The 16,729-nt window shown below is 33.3% G+C and carries 10 protein-coding genes; 6 read left to right on the top strand and 4 right to left on the bottom strand.

The window, feature by feature from the left end:
- Nucleotides 1–145: 145 nt before the first annotated feature.
- Nucleotides 146–2,914, bottom strand: a complete 2,769-nt coding sequence (locus FJOH_RS02875; RefSeq protein WP_012022636.1) for a TonB-dependent receptor — start codon at nucleotides 2,912–2,914, stop codon at nucleotides 146–148.
- A 233-nt stretch (nucleotides 2,915–3,147) separates the two neighbouring features.
- Here FJOH_RS02875 and FJOH_RS02870 point away from each other — a divergent pair, with 233 nt between their 5' ends.
- The 3 genes from FJOH_RS02870 (at nucleotide 3,148) to FJOH_RS02860 (ending at nucleotide 6,581) form a co-directional block, all read left to right on the top strand.
- Nucleotides 3,148–3,831: a response regulator transcription factor gene (locus FJOH_RS02870; protein WP_012022635.1), complete on the top strand. Its 684-nt coding sequence runs from the start codon at nucleotides 3,148–3,150 to the stop codon at nucleotides 3,829–3,831.
- Between the two features lie 205 nt (nucleotides 3,832–4,036).
- A complete protein-coding gene (locus FJOH_RS02865; protein ID WP_012022634.1) occupies nucleotides 4,037–5,122 on the top strand; it encodes a sensor histidine kinase in 1,086 nt (361 codons plus the stop codon).
- 163 nt (nucleotides 5,123–5,285) lie between these two features.
- Nucleotides 5,286–6,581, top strand: a complete 1,296-nt coding sequence (locus tag FJOH_RS02860; RefSeq protein WP_012022633.1) for a porin — start codon at nucleotides 5,286–5,288, stop codon at nucleotides 6,579–6,581.
- Nucleotides 6,582–6,583: 2 nt separating this feature from the next.
- Here the strand turns inward: FJOH_RS02860 and FJOH_RS02855 are convergent, their stop codons facing one another.
- The 3 genes from FJOH_RS02855 to FJOH_RS02845 form a co-directional block, all read right to left on the bottom strand.
- Complete coding sequence (locus FJOH_RS02855; protein ID WP_012022632.1) at nucleotides 6,584–7,654, bottom strand: glycosyltransferase; 1,071 nt, start codon at nucleotides 7,652–7,654, stop codon at nucleotides 6,584–6,586.
- A 348-nt stretch (nucleotides 7,655–8,002) separates the two neighbouring features.
- On the bottom strand, nucleotides 8,003–8,536 hold the full coding sequence (locus tag FJOH_RS02850) for a hypothetical protein (RefSeq protein ID WP_012022631.1): 534 nt from the start codon (nucleotides 8,534–8,536) through the stop codon (nucleotides 8,003–8,005).
- Nucleotides 8,537–8,599: 63 nt separating this feature from the next.
- Nucleotides 8,600–12,031, bottom strand: a complete 3,432-nt coding sequence (locus tag FJOH_RS02845) for a hypothetical protein (RefSeq protein ID WP_012022630.1) — start codon at nucleotides 12,029–12,031, stop codon at nucleotides 8,600–8,602.
- Nucleotides 12,032–12,204: 173 nt separating this feature from the next.
- On the opposite strand from FJOH_RS02845, the gene FJOH_RS02840 reads away from it, so the two are divergent.
- The 3 genes from FJOH_RS02840 (at nucleotide 12,205) to FJOH_RS02830 (ending at nucleotide 16,680) form a co-directional block, all read left to right on the top strand.
- Nucleotides 12,205–13,266 (top strand): helix-turn-helix domain-containing protein, encoded by a 1,062-nt coding sequence (locus FJOH_RS02840; RefSeq protein ID WP_012022629.1) that lies wholly within the window; start codon nucleotides 12,205–12,207, stop codon nucleotides 13,264–13,266.
- A 2-nt stretch (nucleotides 13,267–13,268) separates the two neighbouring features.
- On the top strand, nucleotides 13,269–14,318 hold the full coding sequence (locus FJOH_RS02835) for a helix-turn-helix domain-containing protein (protein WP_012022628.1): 1,050 nt from the start codon (nucleotides 13,269–13,271) through the stop codon (nucleotides 14,316–14,318).
- 115 nt (nucleotides 14,319–14,433) lie between these two features.
- The gene (locus FJOH_RS02830; RefSeq protein ID WP_012022627.1) at nucleotides 14,434–16,680 is read left to right on the top strand and encodes a TonB-dependent receptor domain-containing protein; all 2,247 of its coding nucleotides are present in this window, start codon (nucleotides 14,434–14,436) and stop codon (nucleotides 16,678–16,680) included.
- The last annotated feature ends 49 nt before the right edge of the window (nucleotides 16,681–16,729 follow it).

Genomic DNA, 16,729 nt, shown 5'->3' with positions numbered 1-16,729 from the left:
TGTTAAGCAACTATGATTGTTAGTTTAAAAAAAAGCAGCTTATGTATTAACTTAATGTTAATTTGTTAAGAGAACATTTTCTGTTTTTGATACAATAAAAAAGACAGCTGTAAAAGCTGTCTTTTAATAACCGAAATATTTTTATTTAGAATTCGTAACTGAATTGTAAGCTTAAGTTTAATCCTTTTTTGTAACTCAAAACATTTACATCTCCAGATTTATTCTCTTGTACTCTGTTGATAGTTGGATCAAGAATGTTTTTTACAACTAAGCCAAGACCATAGTTTTTGTTTAGTTTAGATTTTGCAATGAAATCTAATGAACCAACAGCTTTATCAACTAAGTCACCTTTTTCTAAGGTACCAATAGCATTTACTCGGTCAGAGAAGTAGTTGTATGCAATAGTTGTAGTCAGGTTGCTGTTTTTATCATTCCATTCATTGTAGAAAGATAAATCTGCATTTAACAGTAATGGAGAAGCTCCTGTAAATTTACCAGTTGTGTTGGTAAATGTAGTTGGACGTGTTCCATTTGTTTCTTCATTTACTTTTTCGTTATCTAAATCTTGTTTACTGTATAAGTATGATATATTGATTCCTCCTGTTAATTTTTTTGCGTTTTCGCTGTCAAAATTAAAAAGTACTTTTTTGTATTCTAACTCAGCACCAGCTACATACCCTTTATCTCCAGAGTTTACGTAAGAGATGTCGTTTGTAGAAGAGTTGATGATAACTTCATTGATAGGATTTAAAATATACTTACCAAAAGCAGTTACAGAAAGAACTTCTTCGCTTGAAGGGAATAATTCCCATTTTAAGTCAAAGTTGTAATCATCTGATGCGTATAAAAACGGGTTACCAATTTTTGCCTGTAAGAACTCTTCGTAGATAAATGGAGATCTTTCTTTAAATTGTGGTAAAGTATATGTCTTGCTTACTCCTAAACGTAAATTTTGCTTTTCGTTAAGTTCATATTTCAAAACTAAACTTGGTAAGAAAGCCGTTTTCTCTAATTTATCGCTTCCGCCTTCAGGATCTAATTGTGTACTCCATTCAACATTTTGGGTAATAACTTCAGCTCTTAATCCTAAAACAGCAGTTAATTTGTTGAATTTATATTCAGTATTTAAAAACCCGCCATTGATAGTTAAATCTCCACTATAAGTCTGCGGATCAAGCGCGTTTGGAACTTCAGGTCCTCCACGGAAAGTTGAGATTGTAAAGTAATTATTGGCGAAATTCTGTTGGTTGTAGAATAAGTCCAGATTGTTAGGATCAACAATATCTCCAGTATGAGAAACAGGGAAAGTTGTTGTTTTAAGATTGAACTGAGTTGCTTCAAAATCTCTGTTTTTAAATCTTCCATTATAACCCGCAGTGAATTTTCCTCTATAATCACCTTCATCATTTTTGCTGAATTTATAGTTTACAGATAAATTGGCAGCTAATTCTTTCTCCTTTAGATTTTGGAAGTAACGATTGTTGTTTGGAGCAGACTGAGAGTTGATTACATATCCGCCTTCAACAAGGTTGAATGTGTTGTAAGTTCTGTCTGGAATAGTTTGGTTCACAATGTTGTAAGAACCTCCCCAGTTTAAAGTACTTCTGTCACTTAATTTATGTTCTCCTAATAATTGGTTTACCCATAAATCAGTTTTTTCATATTCATTTCTTCGAATGTATCCATTGCCATCGTTTGCTAAGTCAACAATATATCCCGAAGATTCTTCTTTTCTTTGTGCAGATGTATTAATATACAAAGAGTTGAAGTTGATCTTATTGTTGTTGTTGATTTTGTAACCAGCATTAAACATTCCGGTAGTATTTGTGTTGTAAGAAAGATAGTGGTAATCTAAATCTTTTCCGGCTACACCGGCAGCATTTACACTTCCTTTAGCAGTACCGTTTGTTCTTGAAGAATATTCGTTTGTGAAAGAAGCTGTTCCAAAAATGTTAATTTTACCTTCTCCAACATTAAATGAATCTCCGCCAGAAACTCCAAATGCTCCTCCTAATGGAGTTTTTTTGTCAAATTGTAATGAACCAAAGTTGTATTCAGTAAGAGGATTATTTGGAATTGATGGTTTGCTAAAACCAAAAGCACTTGGTCCGGTTTGTAATGCAAAATTATCCTCACCTAAAGCATTTGTGTTAACTTTTGATTCAGCATCAATTTTAAAAAATCCGTTTCCTTTATAATCTTTAGAAACGATATCAACATTTCCTCCGGCAAAATCTCCGAAAAATTTCCCATTGTAAACTTTATCGATTGAAACAAATTCGATAATGTCAGTTGAAAAAATGTCTAAGTTGATGTTTTTCTTTTCAGGATCATTTGAAGGGATCGGAAGTCCGTTCATTGTTGTTGAGTTGTAGCGATCTCCTAAACCTCTTACAAAGATATTGTTTGAACCTTCTTGTTTAGTAATACCTGTTGTTTTTACAACAGCTGCGGCAGCATCACTAACTCCTTTTTTAGAAAGTTCCTGTGCCCCAATTGACTGTTTAATATCTACAGCATTTTTTTGTTCTAATAAAAGAGCAGACTCTTTTTGTCTGTTAACAGCAGCAGATTTTACAACTACATCTTTTAAAGTAAAACTTCCGGAAGAAAGTGCCTGATTTATAACTACAGTTTCGTTTGCCTTTACGTTAACTGGAGCTTCTTTAGATTCATATCCTAAAAAACTAAAAATTAAAGTATAGTTTCCTGGATTTACGCTCAACGAATATTTTCCGTCTACGTCGGTATTTACGCTAATGTTTGTACCTTTAACTAAAACATTTGCAAAAGGCAACGGATCATTGTTCATTTCTTTGTCAGTCAGAACGCCAGAAATCGTACCTTTGTTTTGCGCGATCGAAATCGTACAAATAAATAGTGCAATAAATAGAAATCTTAAATTGAATTTCATTAGTGTGTTGTGTTTAATTTATTTTTGTGCAAAGAAAGAACCGCGCTGTAAAGTCCATGTTACGGACTTGTTATGTTTTTGTGTTGTTAAGATTATCAAATTGTTACCAGATTAAATTACCGTTAACACCAATTTTTAAAGGTTCATTTGTTAGTATATTTACCCCGTGAAATAAAAAACATCGGATAAATAATTAAGAATATTTGATGTAAAAATCTCAATTTTTGCTATTTATGAAAAAAACACAAACTAAGATTTTATTAGTTGACGACGAACCGGATATCTTAGAAATCGTTGGCTATAACCTTGCTCAGGAAGGCTACCAGATTGTTACAGCTTCTAATGGAAAAGATGCTATAGCAAAGGCTCAGAAAGAATTGCCGGAATTAATTATCATGGACGTGATGATGGCAGAAATGGACGGAATGGAAGCTTGCGAACATATTAGAAAAATTCCTGAGTTAAATAATGTTATCATAACATTCCTTACGGCAAGAAGTGAAGATTATTCGCAAGTAGCTGGTTTTGATGCAGGTGCTGATGACTATATTACAAAGCCAATTAAACCCAAATTATTAGTCTCTAAAGTAAAGGCTCTGTTAAGAAGGTTAAAAGAACAAGAAGTGGTTACAGATACCATAAATGTTGGCGGAATTGAAATAAACCGTGAAGAATATAAAATCATAAAAGGCAATGTAGAAATTGCTCTGCCAAGAAAAGAATTCGAACTATTTTATTTATTAGCTTCTAAACCGGGAAAAGTATTCAAGAGAGATGAAATCCTTGATAAAGTATGGGGAAATGAAGTAGTAGTTGGAGGAAGAACAATTGATGTTCACATTAGAAAACTGCGCGAAAAAATAGGCGAAGATCTTTTTAAAACCATAAAAGGTGTTGGTTATAAATTTGAAGTTTAGATTTTAAGATGCTGAGGTTCTAAGATTCTAAGTTATTTAGATATTTTGGAATTTTGCTAAAGATTTAAAAGCAATCAAATTCTTTTAAAAATATTCAATACATTTAAACCATATAAGGAACTGAAGTTTACTTGGACTTTAGTTCTTTATATGGTTTTTGAGTTACACTTAATTTCTCTTAATCACTTAATGATTAAAAACATAAATGAAAATCAATTTTAAAAAAACGTACAAATTTGCTATAAAATCGGCATTGTATATCAGTCTTTTCTCGACAGGATTTGTGCTGATCTTAATGTCTTTATTTTATAAAAATCAGTTAAAACATCAAATAGCATTTGGAATAATTTTCATTATTGTCATTTACATATTCTCATTTTTGGTTTTACAATATCGTGTAGAACGCTTTATTTATAGAAGAGTAAAGAAAATTTATGATGAGGTTTCGTTATTAGAATCAACAAATCTTATCAATCAGCCTATTACGACAGATATGGAAACACTTTCACGAGAAGTGAAAAAGTTTGCGACCGATAAAAAACTCGAAATCGAAATGCTCGAAATTCGTGAACAATACCGTAGAGAGTTTCTTGGAAACGTTTCCCACGAATTAAAAACACCATTGTTTACCGTTCAGGGTTATGTTTCGACTTTGCTCGATGGTGCAATGGATGATAAACACATTCGAAAAAAATATTTAAAACGTGCCGAAAAAGGCGTAGAGCGTCTTATATATATTGTTGAAGATTTGGATATGATTACCAAATTAGAATCAGGAGATTTAGATTTAAATATGACTGATTTTGATATTGTTGAATTAATCCAGAATGTTTTTGATTTATTGGAAATGAAAGCCGATAAAAAGAAAATCAAATTGGCCTTTGAAAGTAAAAATGTACAATCGGTTATTATTCGCGGAGATCAGGATAGAATTCAGCAGGTTTTAGAAAATCTGATTGTAAACTCAATCAAATACGGAAAAGAAGGCGGGTTGACAGAAGTTGGCGTTGTAAACTTAACTAAGAAAAAAGTCTTAATTCGTATTAGTGATAATGGAGAAGGAGTTGAAAAACAAAACATTCCAAGACTTTTTGAACGTTTTTACCGTGTGGATAAAAGCGGAACGCGTTCTGAAGGAGGTTCAGGTTTAGGTTTGGCGATTGTAAAACATATTATCGAGGCGCATAAAGAGAAAGTTTATGTAGAAAGTGAGTTCGGAATTGGTTCAGAATTCTCTTTTACACTCGAAAAAGCATTTAAAAGTCAAAAACCTGACGTTAAAAAATTGTAATCGAGTTTTTGCTAAACAGCCTAAAAAAAAGGGGTTTAACAATAAATCAACACACGGATTTAGTCCGTAACATTAAATTTTTATTATGGTAACATCTTGTTAATGATTTCTTAACATAGGTGAGTCATCTTTGCATCCTGAAATTAAGGGTATTAGAGAACTAATGATAAAAAGAAAAATATTAGCCGTTTTATTATTGATAACTTGCGCTGCGAATGCACAAGAAATAAATAAACAGGAAGTAAAAAACGAAGTGCTTCGCATTTTAGATTCTATCAACAAAGCAAAACTGCCGGATACTAAATCTGGAGGAGGAGTTGAAGAACACTGGTACGACAGAATCTCTTTAAGAGGTTACGCTCAAATTAGATACAACGGACTTTTTTCTACAAACGATAAAGTTTCCTGCGAGCAATGTGATAAATCCTGGGGAACAACTTCTACAGCTCCAGATGCAAAAGCAAATAACGGGCTTTTTATCCGTCGTGCGCGTCTGGTATTTTCAGGACAGGTTCACCCAAATGTATTTTTCTATTTCCAGCCGGATTTTGCCAGTTCACCAAGTACCGGAATTCAGAATTTTGTTCAAATTCGAGATCTTTATTTTGATCTTTCTTTTGATAAGAAAAGAGAATACCGTGTTCGTATCGGGCAGAGTAAAATTCCGTACGGCTTCGAAAATATGCAGTCAAGTTCACAACGTTTAACGATGGATCGTGCCGATGCAATCAATAGTTCTATATTAAATGAGCGTGATTTAGGAATGTTTTTCTATTGGGCTCCAGCCGAAATTAGAGAACGTTTCAATATGCTGGTAAAAGACGGATACAAAGGTTCTGGCGATTTTGGAGTATTTGCTTTTGGAGTTTACAATGGTCAGATTGCTAATAAATTAGACGGAAACAGAGATTTAAATGTTGTAGCCAGAGTAACCTATCCGTTTGTAATTGGAAGCCAGATCATCGAACCGGGAATTCAGGCTTATACAGGAAAATGGGCATTTACTGGAGAAATTTCTAATGGAGTAACCGTAAATGATCCGCAGTATGTAAAAGACCAAAGAGTAGGAGCAACATTTGTTTTGTATCCAAGACCTTTTGGAATCCAGACAGAATACAATATCGGAACAGGACCTCGTTATAATACCTTAACTAATACGGTAGACGAAACAGATTTAAATGGAGGATATGTTTTGTTGAACTATAAATGGGATATTAAAAAACAGCACATTTATCCATTTGCCAAATTTCAATATTATGACGGAGGAAAGAAATATGAAAAAGATGCCAGAAGTTATGTCGTAAGAGATTACGAATTTGGTATCGAGTGGCAGCCAATTAAAGCTTTTGAATTAACAGCAGAATATGTAATTGCTGACAGAACTTTTGAGGACAGTGCGCTTCCAATAAACAGACAACAAGGAAATGTATTGCGATTGCAAGCGCAGTTTAACTTCTAAAATTAGTCTTCAAAAACATTAAATAACGAGTCCCAGTCTATATCATTTTTAAATTGAGACAAACCTTTATACGACTTTACTTTTGATAAATCTTCAATTGTAAAGTCGTCTTGCATTGCATAGGGTACAAGATTTTCTTCCTGAAGTTTTATCGCCAGATATTCCTGTTCGTACTGTCCCGGAGTTGGAATAAAAAAGGCTTTTTTTCCTAGTTTAGCCAAATCCATAACGGTGGTGTAACCAGAACGGCAAAGAACAAATTCACTTTCGTTAAAAGTCTGTTCCAATTGTTTGGAGTTCATAAAATTATAATAGGTTACATTTCCAGCCTGCCATTTCTCTTGCGTTTTCTCTACAATTCCTTGTACAAAAACCACTTTACCTTTAAACTTGGCAGCTTCTTTTTGAAGTTTTTCATCCAGATATGTACGCTGTGGTTCAGGACCAGATAAAATAATCATCAAATCATATACAATTGGCGTTTCCTTTTTCTTCATTCTGCTCAAAGGCCCAATATATCTTAAATTAAGATGATCGTTTTTAAGATGTCCCAAATCACCTGTAAGATTTACTTTTTCATTAGAATCCGGAACCCAGCATTCAGTATATTTTTTTATAATATGCTGATGGCATTTACTTGTGAACCAAGTCGTATTTCCAGTCATCACATTTAATTGATGCGTCATGAAAACAGAAGGCACTTTTTTGCTGAAAACACCCAGTCGGTTATCCGAAATAATACCGTCAATACCATGTTTTTTGATCCAGCTGTTTACCATTTTTTTCTCGTCTAAAATAGCCGTAATCATTTTAGGCAGATTCTTGATCAGCTTCCATTTAAAATTCTTGCCATTTTTAGCATATTCAATATGATATGAAGGCAGTTCAAGAGTTTGAACATAGGGAAATTCCTTGCGCAATAAAGCAAGAGCAACACCGTCAGAAGCAATAATTGGAATATAATTATTTTCTTGAAGCGCTTTAATGATCGGAATACATCTTGTGGCATGCCCTAGTCCCCAGTTTAAAGGAGCAACTAAAATAGTTTTGTTAGCAGAATAGTCAATGCTCATAATTTTTTAACGCTTTTTAAAAAACGAAGATAAAGAAATATGTTTTGGATGCTATTTCGGGTTTATTACTAAATTATTAACTCTATATTCTTAAAAACACTAGAAATTTCTAGGAGTGTTTCAAAAATAATTTTGTTTAGCCAAATAAGATTATCCCTATGTTAAGTAATTCTGGATTTTTTAAATGACCTTAATAAGGAAATTTGTAAGTTGAGTTTATAATATAAAAATGAACTGCCTGAGAAGCGGACAAAAAAAGGGCTGTCTTTTTAAACAGCCCCTTTTAAATTGAGATTCAAAGTATATGTCTCAGTATCTTAGTTCCTCAGAACCTTAGCGTCTTTGAGATTAATCCTGAATGTACGTTTTGTTACCATTTTTGTTAATATAGTATTTACCGCCTTTTGGACCTGTATATACTTTTTTACCGTTATATTCTCCAGTTACCTTGTCTGCTGTTTTTGGAGCTTTTTCATTGGTTTCTTTTAAAGTTTTTGTTGCTGATTTTTTTGCAGTTGCAGCTTCTTTCTTGGCATCGGCTTTTGCGCCTTCAGCTTTATCGGCAGCTTTTTTTGCTTTTGCAGCGTCACTTTTTGCTCCCGTTGCTTCCTTTTTAGCTTTTGCAGCTTCTTTGTCTGCTGATTTTTTAGCTGCGGCTGCAGATTCTTTTTTCGCATCTGCTGATGCTTCTGTTGCTTTCGCTGCTTCTTTTTTAGCTTTTGCAGACTCTTTTTTTGCATCGGCTTTTGCTTTGTCAGCGTCAGATTTTGCTTTTTTTGCAGATGCTTCGGTTTTGCTCTTAGCGGCTTTTGCAGTAGTTTCCTGCGCATAGAAATTAGTAGATAAAACTACTAAAAAACAAAGTAATACTAATTTTTTCATGGTGGCTATAGTTTATAATTTCACATAAAATTAAGCAATTAATTCTTATGTTTTTGTTAAACATTAAAAATATGCACGAAGCTGCACATTGCCGGTATGAATCGTATTTCCAGTCTCACTTTTACGGCCTTGGTAGTTTAAATTAACATCTAAAAACTGTGTGATATTTTTCTGCAAAAGCAATTTCCAAACTAAATTTTGACCTTGCTGCAATCCTTCGAGCATCTGAAAACCAACCGAAGAAAATTCATTTCCGTTAAATTTATTTTCATAAAAAGAAAATTCTCCATTAATGGTAACTTTCTTTTCGCCGGCAAAAGAAAAGGCAGTTCCAAGTCTGTTTTGAACTAAAGTCTCAAAATTTCCAATCTGGTTTTCCTTATTCTGAAACTCATAAAAGAAATCCAAACTTGTATTTTTAGAAAATAAATAACTGATTTTTGGTGCCAGCTGATAACCTTTTAAATCATAATTTTTTTCGACAAAATCCTTCGAAATTAAATCGGTCTTTATCGTTTTGGTAAAGAAATTAAACAGCCAGCTTTTTTGATACAAGTGTGTATATTGTAATTGATGTGAACTGTTTTTGACGCTTTGTGAACCAACCGAAAGTAAATTTTTACCATTATTAATAAGGTAAGTATAAGTAACGGAATGTTTTTGTTTACCACGATTGTAAAACAAACTGTTCCTGAAACTTGAATTTAAGCCCAGAACATTTTCATCTGATGAATAAAACGGATTGAGTTCTAAACGATCGCCATTGCTGCGTACTTTTCGATCCATTATAAACGAAGTCTGGTTGTATAAATACGAAAGCAGTTTCTTCAAACCCTTTTCGTTCTGCCATTGCAGCGGATTTAAAATAACTGACTGCGAAAATTTATTCTGGTTTGTTTTTATATAAACCTGATTGGGTAAAAAGATGCGAATGTATTTTGCCTGATCCGGAAATGCTGCAATTTCAAATTCTTCCAGTTCCTGAATTCCGTTTCCGTTATAATCATTCCAGGTATAAACGCCTTGTCCGGTTGGAACTTCAACATACGTAAATTCCTGCTGTGCGATTGTTCCCGAACTGGTTTCATACGCCGTTCCAATCTGCATAAACTGATTAAAAAATCGGTCATTGTACAAAACTCTTGAATTTAACGAAGGTTCATTTTTTCTGCTCGAATCTGTAAAATCCAGATTTCGGTAACTGGCATAAACGGCTAAATCAGTTGTTTTATTCTGAATTAATTTTGATTTTAAAAAGTACGTCTGCGAATTGTTTACGTGCTGTAAAAGTCCATTTTGCAAACTATCGTTTCGACGCTGTAAATAACCCAATTCAACAAAAACTTTTGTGCTGTCGCCGCGTCCGACAAAAACACCGTATTCAGAAAATCTTTGGCTTAAAGCCGAAAACTGATTCGTTGCTTTGTCTTTTTCCTGATTATCCTCGATTTGTAAACTCCCGCCAACCCAGTTTTTACCAAAATGATATTTGGTCCGGGTTTGATTTCTAATGAATTTTGAAGTCGAAGCTGTGGCATCAGAATTTAAAAAACTTCCCTGATTTTCAATCGTCCATTTTTTTAATTTGAACAAAGCTGTTGTGGTATGGCGCGCTCCTGAATAACTTTCACTAAAATCTAATTTCTCAAACTGATAGGTGAACAAACCAATATTTGACGTTTCTTTTTTGGCAAACAAATCAAAATTAATACCCGTAACCAATAAACTCTGATTTCCTAAAAGTGTAGAATTTAAATTCCAGTCGCGGTTAAATTCAATATTATACAAACGCTCCACCGATCTGAAATCTTTCTGCACAAATTGATAATTCGCAAAACCGTCTAAAGTCCAGTTTCGCGTAAAAAGACGTTTTTTAATATTGGTTTTAAAAGCAATTCCTTCGTTGTCAGAATCATCAATGCTCGAAAATAAGTTTTTGTCATTATTGCTCATTGCGATTTCAAAATCGACCAGCGTTTTTTCATCGGGATTGTATTTGCCTAAAAAAGTAGCGACCTGAATTTTCATTGGTGCAACTAATTGCACAATGGGTTCGTAATTTCCCTGCGGAATACCGCCAATAGGCGAAACATATTGATAAATTCTTTCAACTGAATTTGTATTCTGAATGATATAATTTCCGAGATTATTTCCAACAAGACTAAACTTTACATTATATAAAACATCTGCAGAATTGTTAGAATATTCATAGGCTTCAACCGAGTTTACAAGGATTTTTTTGTATAAAATTTTATTCTCAGAATAGGTGTCTTCAAATGCCGATGGCGCTTTCATCAAATTAATATCATCACCCGCCTGTGCTAAAATCTGGACTTGTTCTGTAGAAAGATTTTGCTGTAAAGGCTGGTTTTTCATGTCATTTTCAGAATAGATATAGCCACCAAAACTCCAGCTTTTATTTTCGGTTGTGACACCTGCGTAAGTAACCAAACGATTGTAATTTCTTTCAGAATATTGATATTCAACGTTAATTCTCATTTCAGAAGTAATCGTAAAAAGCGATGTAAAAACAATTTCTCCCGCATTATAATCAATCACATAATCGTTGTTTTCGCCGCGTTTCAGCAAAACACCATTTACATACACACGCTCAGAACCTGAAATTACCAAAACATACAATTCACCGTTTTGCCCTTTTAATTTATAAGGACCCTGATTTCCTTCCTGTCCTGTAAAAGTACTTTTGGCATATTGTCCTTTTACAAATGAAACCGAAGCAAAAACATTAGTTTTACTTTTTTCGGTATCAAAATCAAAACTGGCTGCAAGTCCCTGAACCTTTTTATTAAAACTCAGAAATTGGGTTTTTCTGTTTTCCAGAAAAACATCACCCGCCCGAATATTCCAGTCATCTGTAAAAAGTTCCATGAAAATATTATCAAACTGATCTAGTTTTTGAGAATAACCGCCATCCTGAAGCGGAATATTATTATCCTGAAGCGAAGCCCGGAGACTGACTTTATCGGATATTTTTCCTGTAATCTGCAAATCTAAATTAGAATTCAAAACTGTACTTTGATTGTTTCCAATCGTAACCCCGCGCGTAATACTTCCGGAAGTGCTTAAACCGTCAAAAGGAGCCGCTTTTTTAGCATTCCCGTTGTCAATTTTGTATAATTTTTCAGAAGTAACGTCACTGCTTACAACCTGACTGTCTTTATAAAGTCCATATTCTTTGGTCAGGAAATCAGGATAATTGAGATAATTGACAATTAAAGTATCAGAAACCGAAGTGAATTTTTCGTTGAAAAGAAGAGTTCCTTTTTTAAAATCAATTTTATAAAAAGTAGAATCAATTGGCTGGTTTTTAGTGTTTAGAATTTCAAAAAAACCGGAATTGATACTCACTTTTTCAAGATGAATGGTGTCTTTTGTCACAATTACTTTTTTGGTTTTGTACAGCGTTTCTGTTTCCTGCGCCATAAGCCCGGAATACCAAAACAGTATCATACAAAACAGTAATTTTTTCAACATAAACACTTTAACTCTAAAAATTCAAAAGTAGTATTTATAATCAAGAAATTGCGAGGCTTTTATTTGTTAGGGAATTGACTGATTTTCAAATTTTAAATGGCATTATTAAATATAATTCTCATCATAAATGAATCTTTTTTTTAGCTTTGTTCAGGATATAACGAACTTAAACTATGGATACCGGCAAAGAACTTCTATTCTTTTTTAGTGCTTTGGGATCTTTCAACGGAATTATTCTGGGAGTTTATTTTTTCTTTTTTACGAAGAAAAAATTCCTCACAAATTATTTCCTGGGCGCACTCTTGTTCGCTTTAAGCATCCGAATTGGGAAATCTGTTTTTATTTATTTTCATCCCGAACTGCCAAAAATGTATTTGCAGTTAGGACTTACTGCTTGTTTTTTTATTGGTCCTTGTTTGTATTATTTTTTAAGATCGGCAGTTGAAGAAATCAATGTAATGCCAAAATCGTGGAAAATGATGCTGCTGTTTTGGGGAATCCTGATTGTGAGTGTCGGAATCCTATATCCGTACGAAATGTATCCAACACTTTGGAGCTTTTATTTTATTCGGATTATTTACTTTCAATGGTTTGTATATATCCTATTTTCAGGATTTACAATTCGCGGCGTTTTAAAGAAAATTTTCAATACTAAAGAAAAAGCAAGTCCGTCAGAAATTTGGTTTGGAACCCTTTTTCTCGGCACTTTTTTATTATTCCTTTTTTACTTTTTGGCCATTATGGGCGCTTCGGCAGCAACTTATATAAGCGGTGCCGTTGTTTTCTCTTTTATTTTATATCTGATTATTTCTATTCTTTTATACCGAAAGAAAACCGATGATTTGTTTCTGCTGAACAGTCAGAAGGTTTCAGGCAAAAAAATCGATGCAGCCGAAGCTGTGATTATTTCTGAAAAATTAGAAAATATAATGAACGAAAAAAGCCTGTATAAAAACCCAAACCTGAATTTGCAGGATTTGTCGAGAGAAATTAATATTTCGAGCCATCAATTATCGCAGTTTTTAAATAATAATCTGGGAAAGAACTTTACCAGTTTTGTAAACGAATTTAGAATAAACGAAGCCTGCAGAATTATCACTTCAAATGATAAACTGACTTTAGAATCTGTTGGTTACGATGTGGGATTTAATTCAAAATCGACATTTTTTGCTGCTTTTAAAAAACATACCGGAACAACACCTTTAAATTATCAGCTTCAGGCTTTACAAACATAAAAATGAGTATAGGTAAAGAAATATTATTCTTTTTTGGGGCTTTGGGCGCCTTTAACGGATTTATTCTGAGTCTGTATTTTCTATTTTTTACCAGAAAAAAATACCTTTCTAATCTTTTCCTAGGTGCACTTTTATTCGTTTTAAGCACCAGAATTGCAGTTACGGTTTTTGTTTATTTTAATATAGATTTACCTAAAATCTATCTTCAAATTGGACTTTCGGCTTGTTTGTTAATTGGGCCGTTTTTGTATTATGTTCTAAAATCAGGAATCAGCAATCGTATTTCTTCACAATGGAAATGGCATTTAACAATTTGGATTTTTTCAATTTTGACAATTGGTTTTGTGTTTCCTTATCAAAATTATCCCGTTTTATGGAATGATTATTTTGCAGCCTTAATTTTCTTGCAATGGTTCTGTTATCTTTTTATTTCAGGTTTTGAAATCCGGGAATTGCTTCAAAAAACAATTAGTAATTACAGCAGTTCTAATCCGGCAGAAAGATGGTTTGGAATTATTTTTCTGGGAAATGCCTCAATATTTATCTCGTACTTTTTAGGATTTGCCAGAGTGCCTTTTGTTTCCTGTATTACCGGAGCACTTGCTTTTACTTTTATTTTATACCTTATAATTCTGGTGCTTTTATACAGAACGAGAACAGATGATTTGTTTCTGCTCAACGTTGAAAAAGATAAAAAGCTGAACAATGAAGAAGCTTTAATTTTATCTCAAAAGCTGGAAAAAATTATGATCGAAAAAGCCTTGTATAAAAATCCGAATTTGAGTTTAAAAGATGTATCAGCAGAAATTAATATATCCAACCATCAGTTGTCTCAGTTTTTAAATAACAATCTCGGCAAGAACTTTACAAGTTTCGTAAATGAATTCAGAATCCATAATGCCTGCGAAATTATTACTTCAAATGATAAACTAACATTAGAATCTGTTGGTTATGATGTTGGGTTTAATTCAAAATCAACCTTTTTTGCCGCGTTTAAAAAACATACGGGAACCACACCTTTAAATTACCAAATTCAGGCTTTACAGCCTTAAAACAGAGTATCGATTTATAAATCCGTACTCCTGATTTCACTTTCTAAAACCTTATCGACAGATTTTCAGATGACTTTTGTTTCAAATAAAGTCAAACCGCTAATCGTTAAAGTTTATGAAATTAATTATTGTTGTTGTTATTTCTATTTATTGCCTCATTTTTTCATCAATCGAAGTAAAAGCACAAGTTGTAAAAAATAATCGGGATAAATCTTATGTTGATGAGGATAAACTAATAGAAAAAACAACATTCTCAACACCTGCTCCGGATTCTATAATCAAGGATCAAGATCATAATCAGCTAAATGAAGTTGTGGTAAAAAGCAATCCTTCATTAGTAAAGTATGGCGCAAACGGAACAATCAATGTTAACGTAACAGGAACAGTTCTCGCGGCGAGCAGTTCTGTAAACGAATTGTTAGGAAGGGTTCCGAATGTTGTAGTTGCCGAAGGGCAGATAAGCGTTTTGGGAAAAGGAGAAGCAATTATTTACTTAAACGGAATTTTGATTAATTACGAACGGTTTGCAGCTATTCCGGTTTCACAAATTGCGAGAATAGAAGTCATTTCAAACCCATCGTCAAAATACGATGCCGAAGGAAAAGCAGTGGTTAATATCATTACCAGGCAAAATATAGAAAGCGGTATGATGGGATCGGCAAGCCAGCATGTTACCGTCTCAAAATTTGCCGGAACAAGTACAAATACACTGATCGATTTTAATTATACCAAAGGAAAATTTTCGTTTATAACCAATTACGGACTTCAATTGGGGAAAGGACGTGAATTATTGTATACCACCAGAACACGCCCGAATCCTGATGTCTATATGCAGTCTGTTTTGACAACCGACTGGCTTCGAGAGTTTAATAATTACTCTAATTTTGGATTTGGACTTCAATACACTTTTTCTGAAAAAAGTTACATCTCGCTTGCCTATAGCGGTAATATTGAAGATTTAGGCGGAGCAGTAGAAAGCCGGAACTCCATTACCAATAATTCAGGAAATAGTTTTTATGCCACGGATATTGCTAAAAATGATGTTCTGTTGAATCAGTTTATAAATCTGAATTATAACTTAATTACAGATTCAAAAGGATCGTCGTTATTTATTGGAACTCAGTATTCGAATTATAACGGAACGGTAAGAGATTTTATCGAAGAAAATAGTGTAGTAGAAGAAGCAGACGGCAGAAGATATCTGAAAAATGATGTTGGAAATACGATTAATATAACGGCAGTACAAGCTGATTATTCAAAGAAAATAAGCGAGAATACCAAATTAGAATTAGGTGCAAAATTTAGTTCTGCATCTATAAAATCAGGAACGGATTTTTTTATTGCCAATGCTGATGCGGTCGATTTTGAGTTAGATGATAATCTTTCGAGTGATTTTACATACAATGAAAAAATTATGGCCGCTTATTTTAATTATGCAGGCAGTTTGGGAGAAAAAGTCGATTTTTCTGCAGGAGCAAGGGCAGAAAGAACAAATTATGATTTATATACGAATGCAAACGGAGTTCAGGAATTTGGTAAAAACTACGCAAACTTTTTTCCAAACCTGCTTTTGAATTTTAATTTTTCAGAAGACTGGAAAGCGCATTTTTCGTATGTTTCAAGAATAACAAGACCAAGATATCAGGCATTAAATCCGTTTGTGGTGTATCAGGATCCGTTTACAACTATTGAAGGAAATCCAAATTTACTTCCAGAAAAAGTACACGCTTTTGAAATAGGAACGATGTATAAAAAGTTTGATTTTAAAATTGGCTATACCTATAAAATCGACCCAATTTCTGGTGCCGCATTGCAGGGAGATACTCCAAACAGTTATATTTTGAGATCTTTAAATCTTCAAAAAGGACATACTTTTTTTAGTTCGCTTTCAAGATCGTTTAATATCAAATGGTGGAATTCTACAAATACAATAAGTATGAATTTAACTAAATCAGTAGACGATTTTTATTCGTTTGAGATGAGTTCTGTAAAACCTCAAATTTATTTGTACTCAAATAACACCTTTACAATTCCGAAGCTTTTTAAAATTCAACTTTTGGCCTGGTATTTAGGCGACAGAAGTTACGGACTGGGAAGTGATAACAGCCGTTCGACAGTAACATTAGGAATTGAAAAAAACTTTTTTAAAGATGCCTTGAAACTCAATTTTACTGCCAACGATATTTTTCATGATTTTATGGTTTCCGGTAATTATGAAGTGGGGCAAACTCAAATTTATTATCATAGAACATACACCACAAATTATTTTAAACTGATCGCAGCGTACAGTTTTGGAAACTCAAAAAAGACAACTTACAAGAAATCTGAAATTGAGCAGACCGAGAATAATAGGGCGAGGTAAAAACTAAAAAAGGCTTCACTTAATTAGTGAAGCCTTTTTTAAATATGCT

Source organism: Flavobacterium johnsoniae UW101 (assembly GCF_000016645.1).
Taxonomy (GTDB): domain Bacteria; phylum Bacteroidota; class Bacteroidia; order Flavobacteriales; family Flavobacteriaceae; genus Flavobacterium; species Flavobacterium johnsoniae.
Note: the sequence above shows the minus strand (reverse complement) of the source record. Positions and strands in the feature narration are given on the sequence as shown.

Coding starts and splice junctions, on each gene's coding strand:
- FJOH_RS02840 (WP_012022629.1), top strand. CDS start 12,205: ATGGATACCGGCAAAGAACTTCTATTCTTTTTTAGTGCTTTGGGATCT.
- FJOH_RS02875 (WP_012022636.1), bottom strand. CDS start 2,914: ATGAAATTCAATTTAAGATTTCTATTTATTGCACTATTTATTTGTACG.
- FJOH_RS02855 (WP_012022632.1), bottom strand. CDS start 7,654: ATGAGCATTGACTATTCTGCTAACAAAACTATTTTAGTTGCTCCTTTA.
- FJOH_RS02845 (WP_012022630.1), bottom strand. CDS start 12,031: ATGTTGAAAAAATTACTGTTTTGTATGATACTGTTTTGGTATTCCGGG.
- FJOH_RS02835 (WP_012022628.1), top strand. CDS start 13,269: ATGAGTATAGGTAAAGAAATATTATTCTTTTTTGGGGCTTTGGGCGCC.
- FJOH_RS02865 (WP_012022634.1), top strand. CDS start 4,037: ATGAAAATCAATTTTAAAAAAACGTACAAATTTGCTATAAAATCGGCA.
- FJOH_RS02850 (WP_012022631.1), bottom strand. CDS start 8,536: ATGAAAAAATTAGTATTACTTTGTTTTTTAGTAGTTTTATCTACTAAT.
- FJOH_RS02870 (WP_012022635.1), top strand. CDS start 3,148: ATGAAAAAAACACAAACTAAGATTTTATTAGTTGACGACGAACCGGAT.
- FJOH_RS02860 (WP_012022633.1), top strand. CDS start 5,286: ATGATAAAAAGAAAAATATTAGCCGTTTTATTATTGATAACTTGCGCT.
- FJOH_RS02830 (WP_012022627.1), top strand. CDS start 14,434: ATGAAATTAATTATTGTTGTTGTTATTTCTATTTATTGCCTCATTTTT.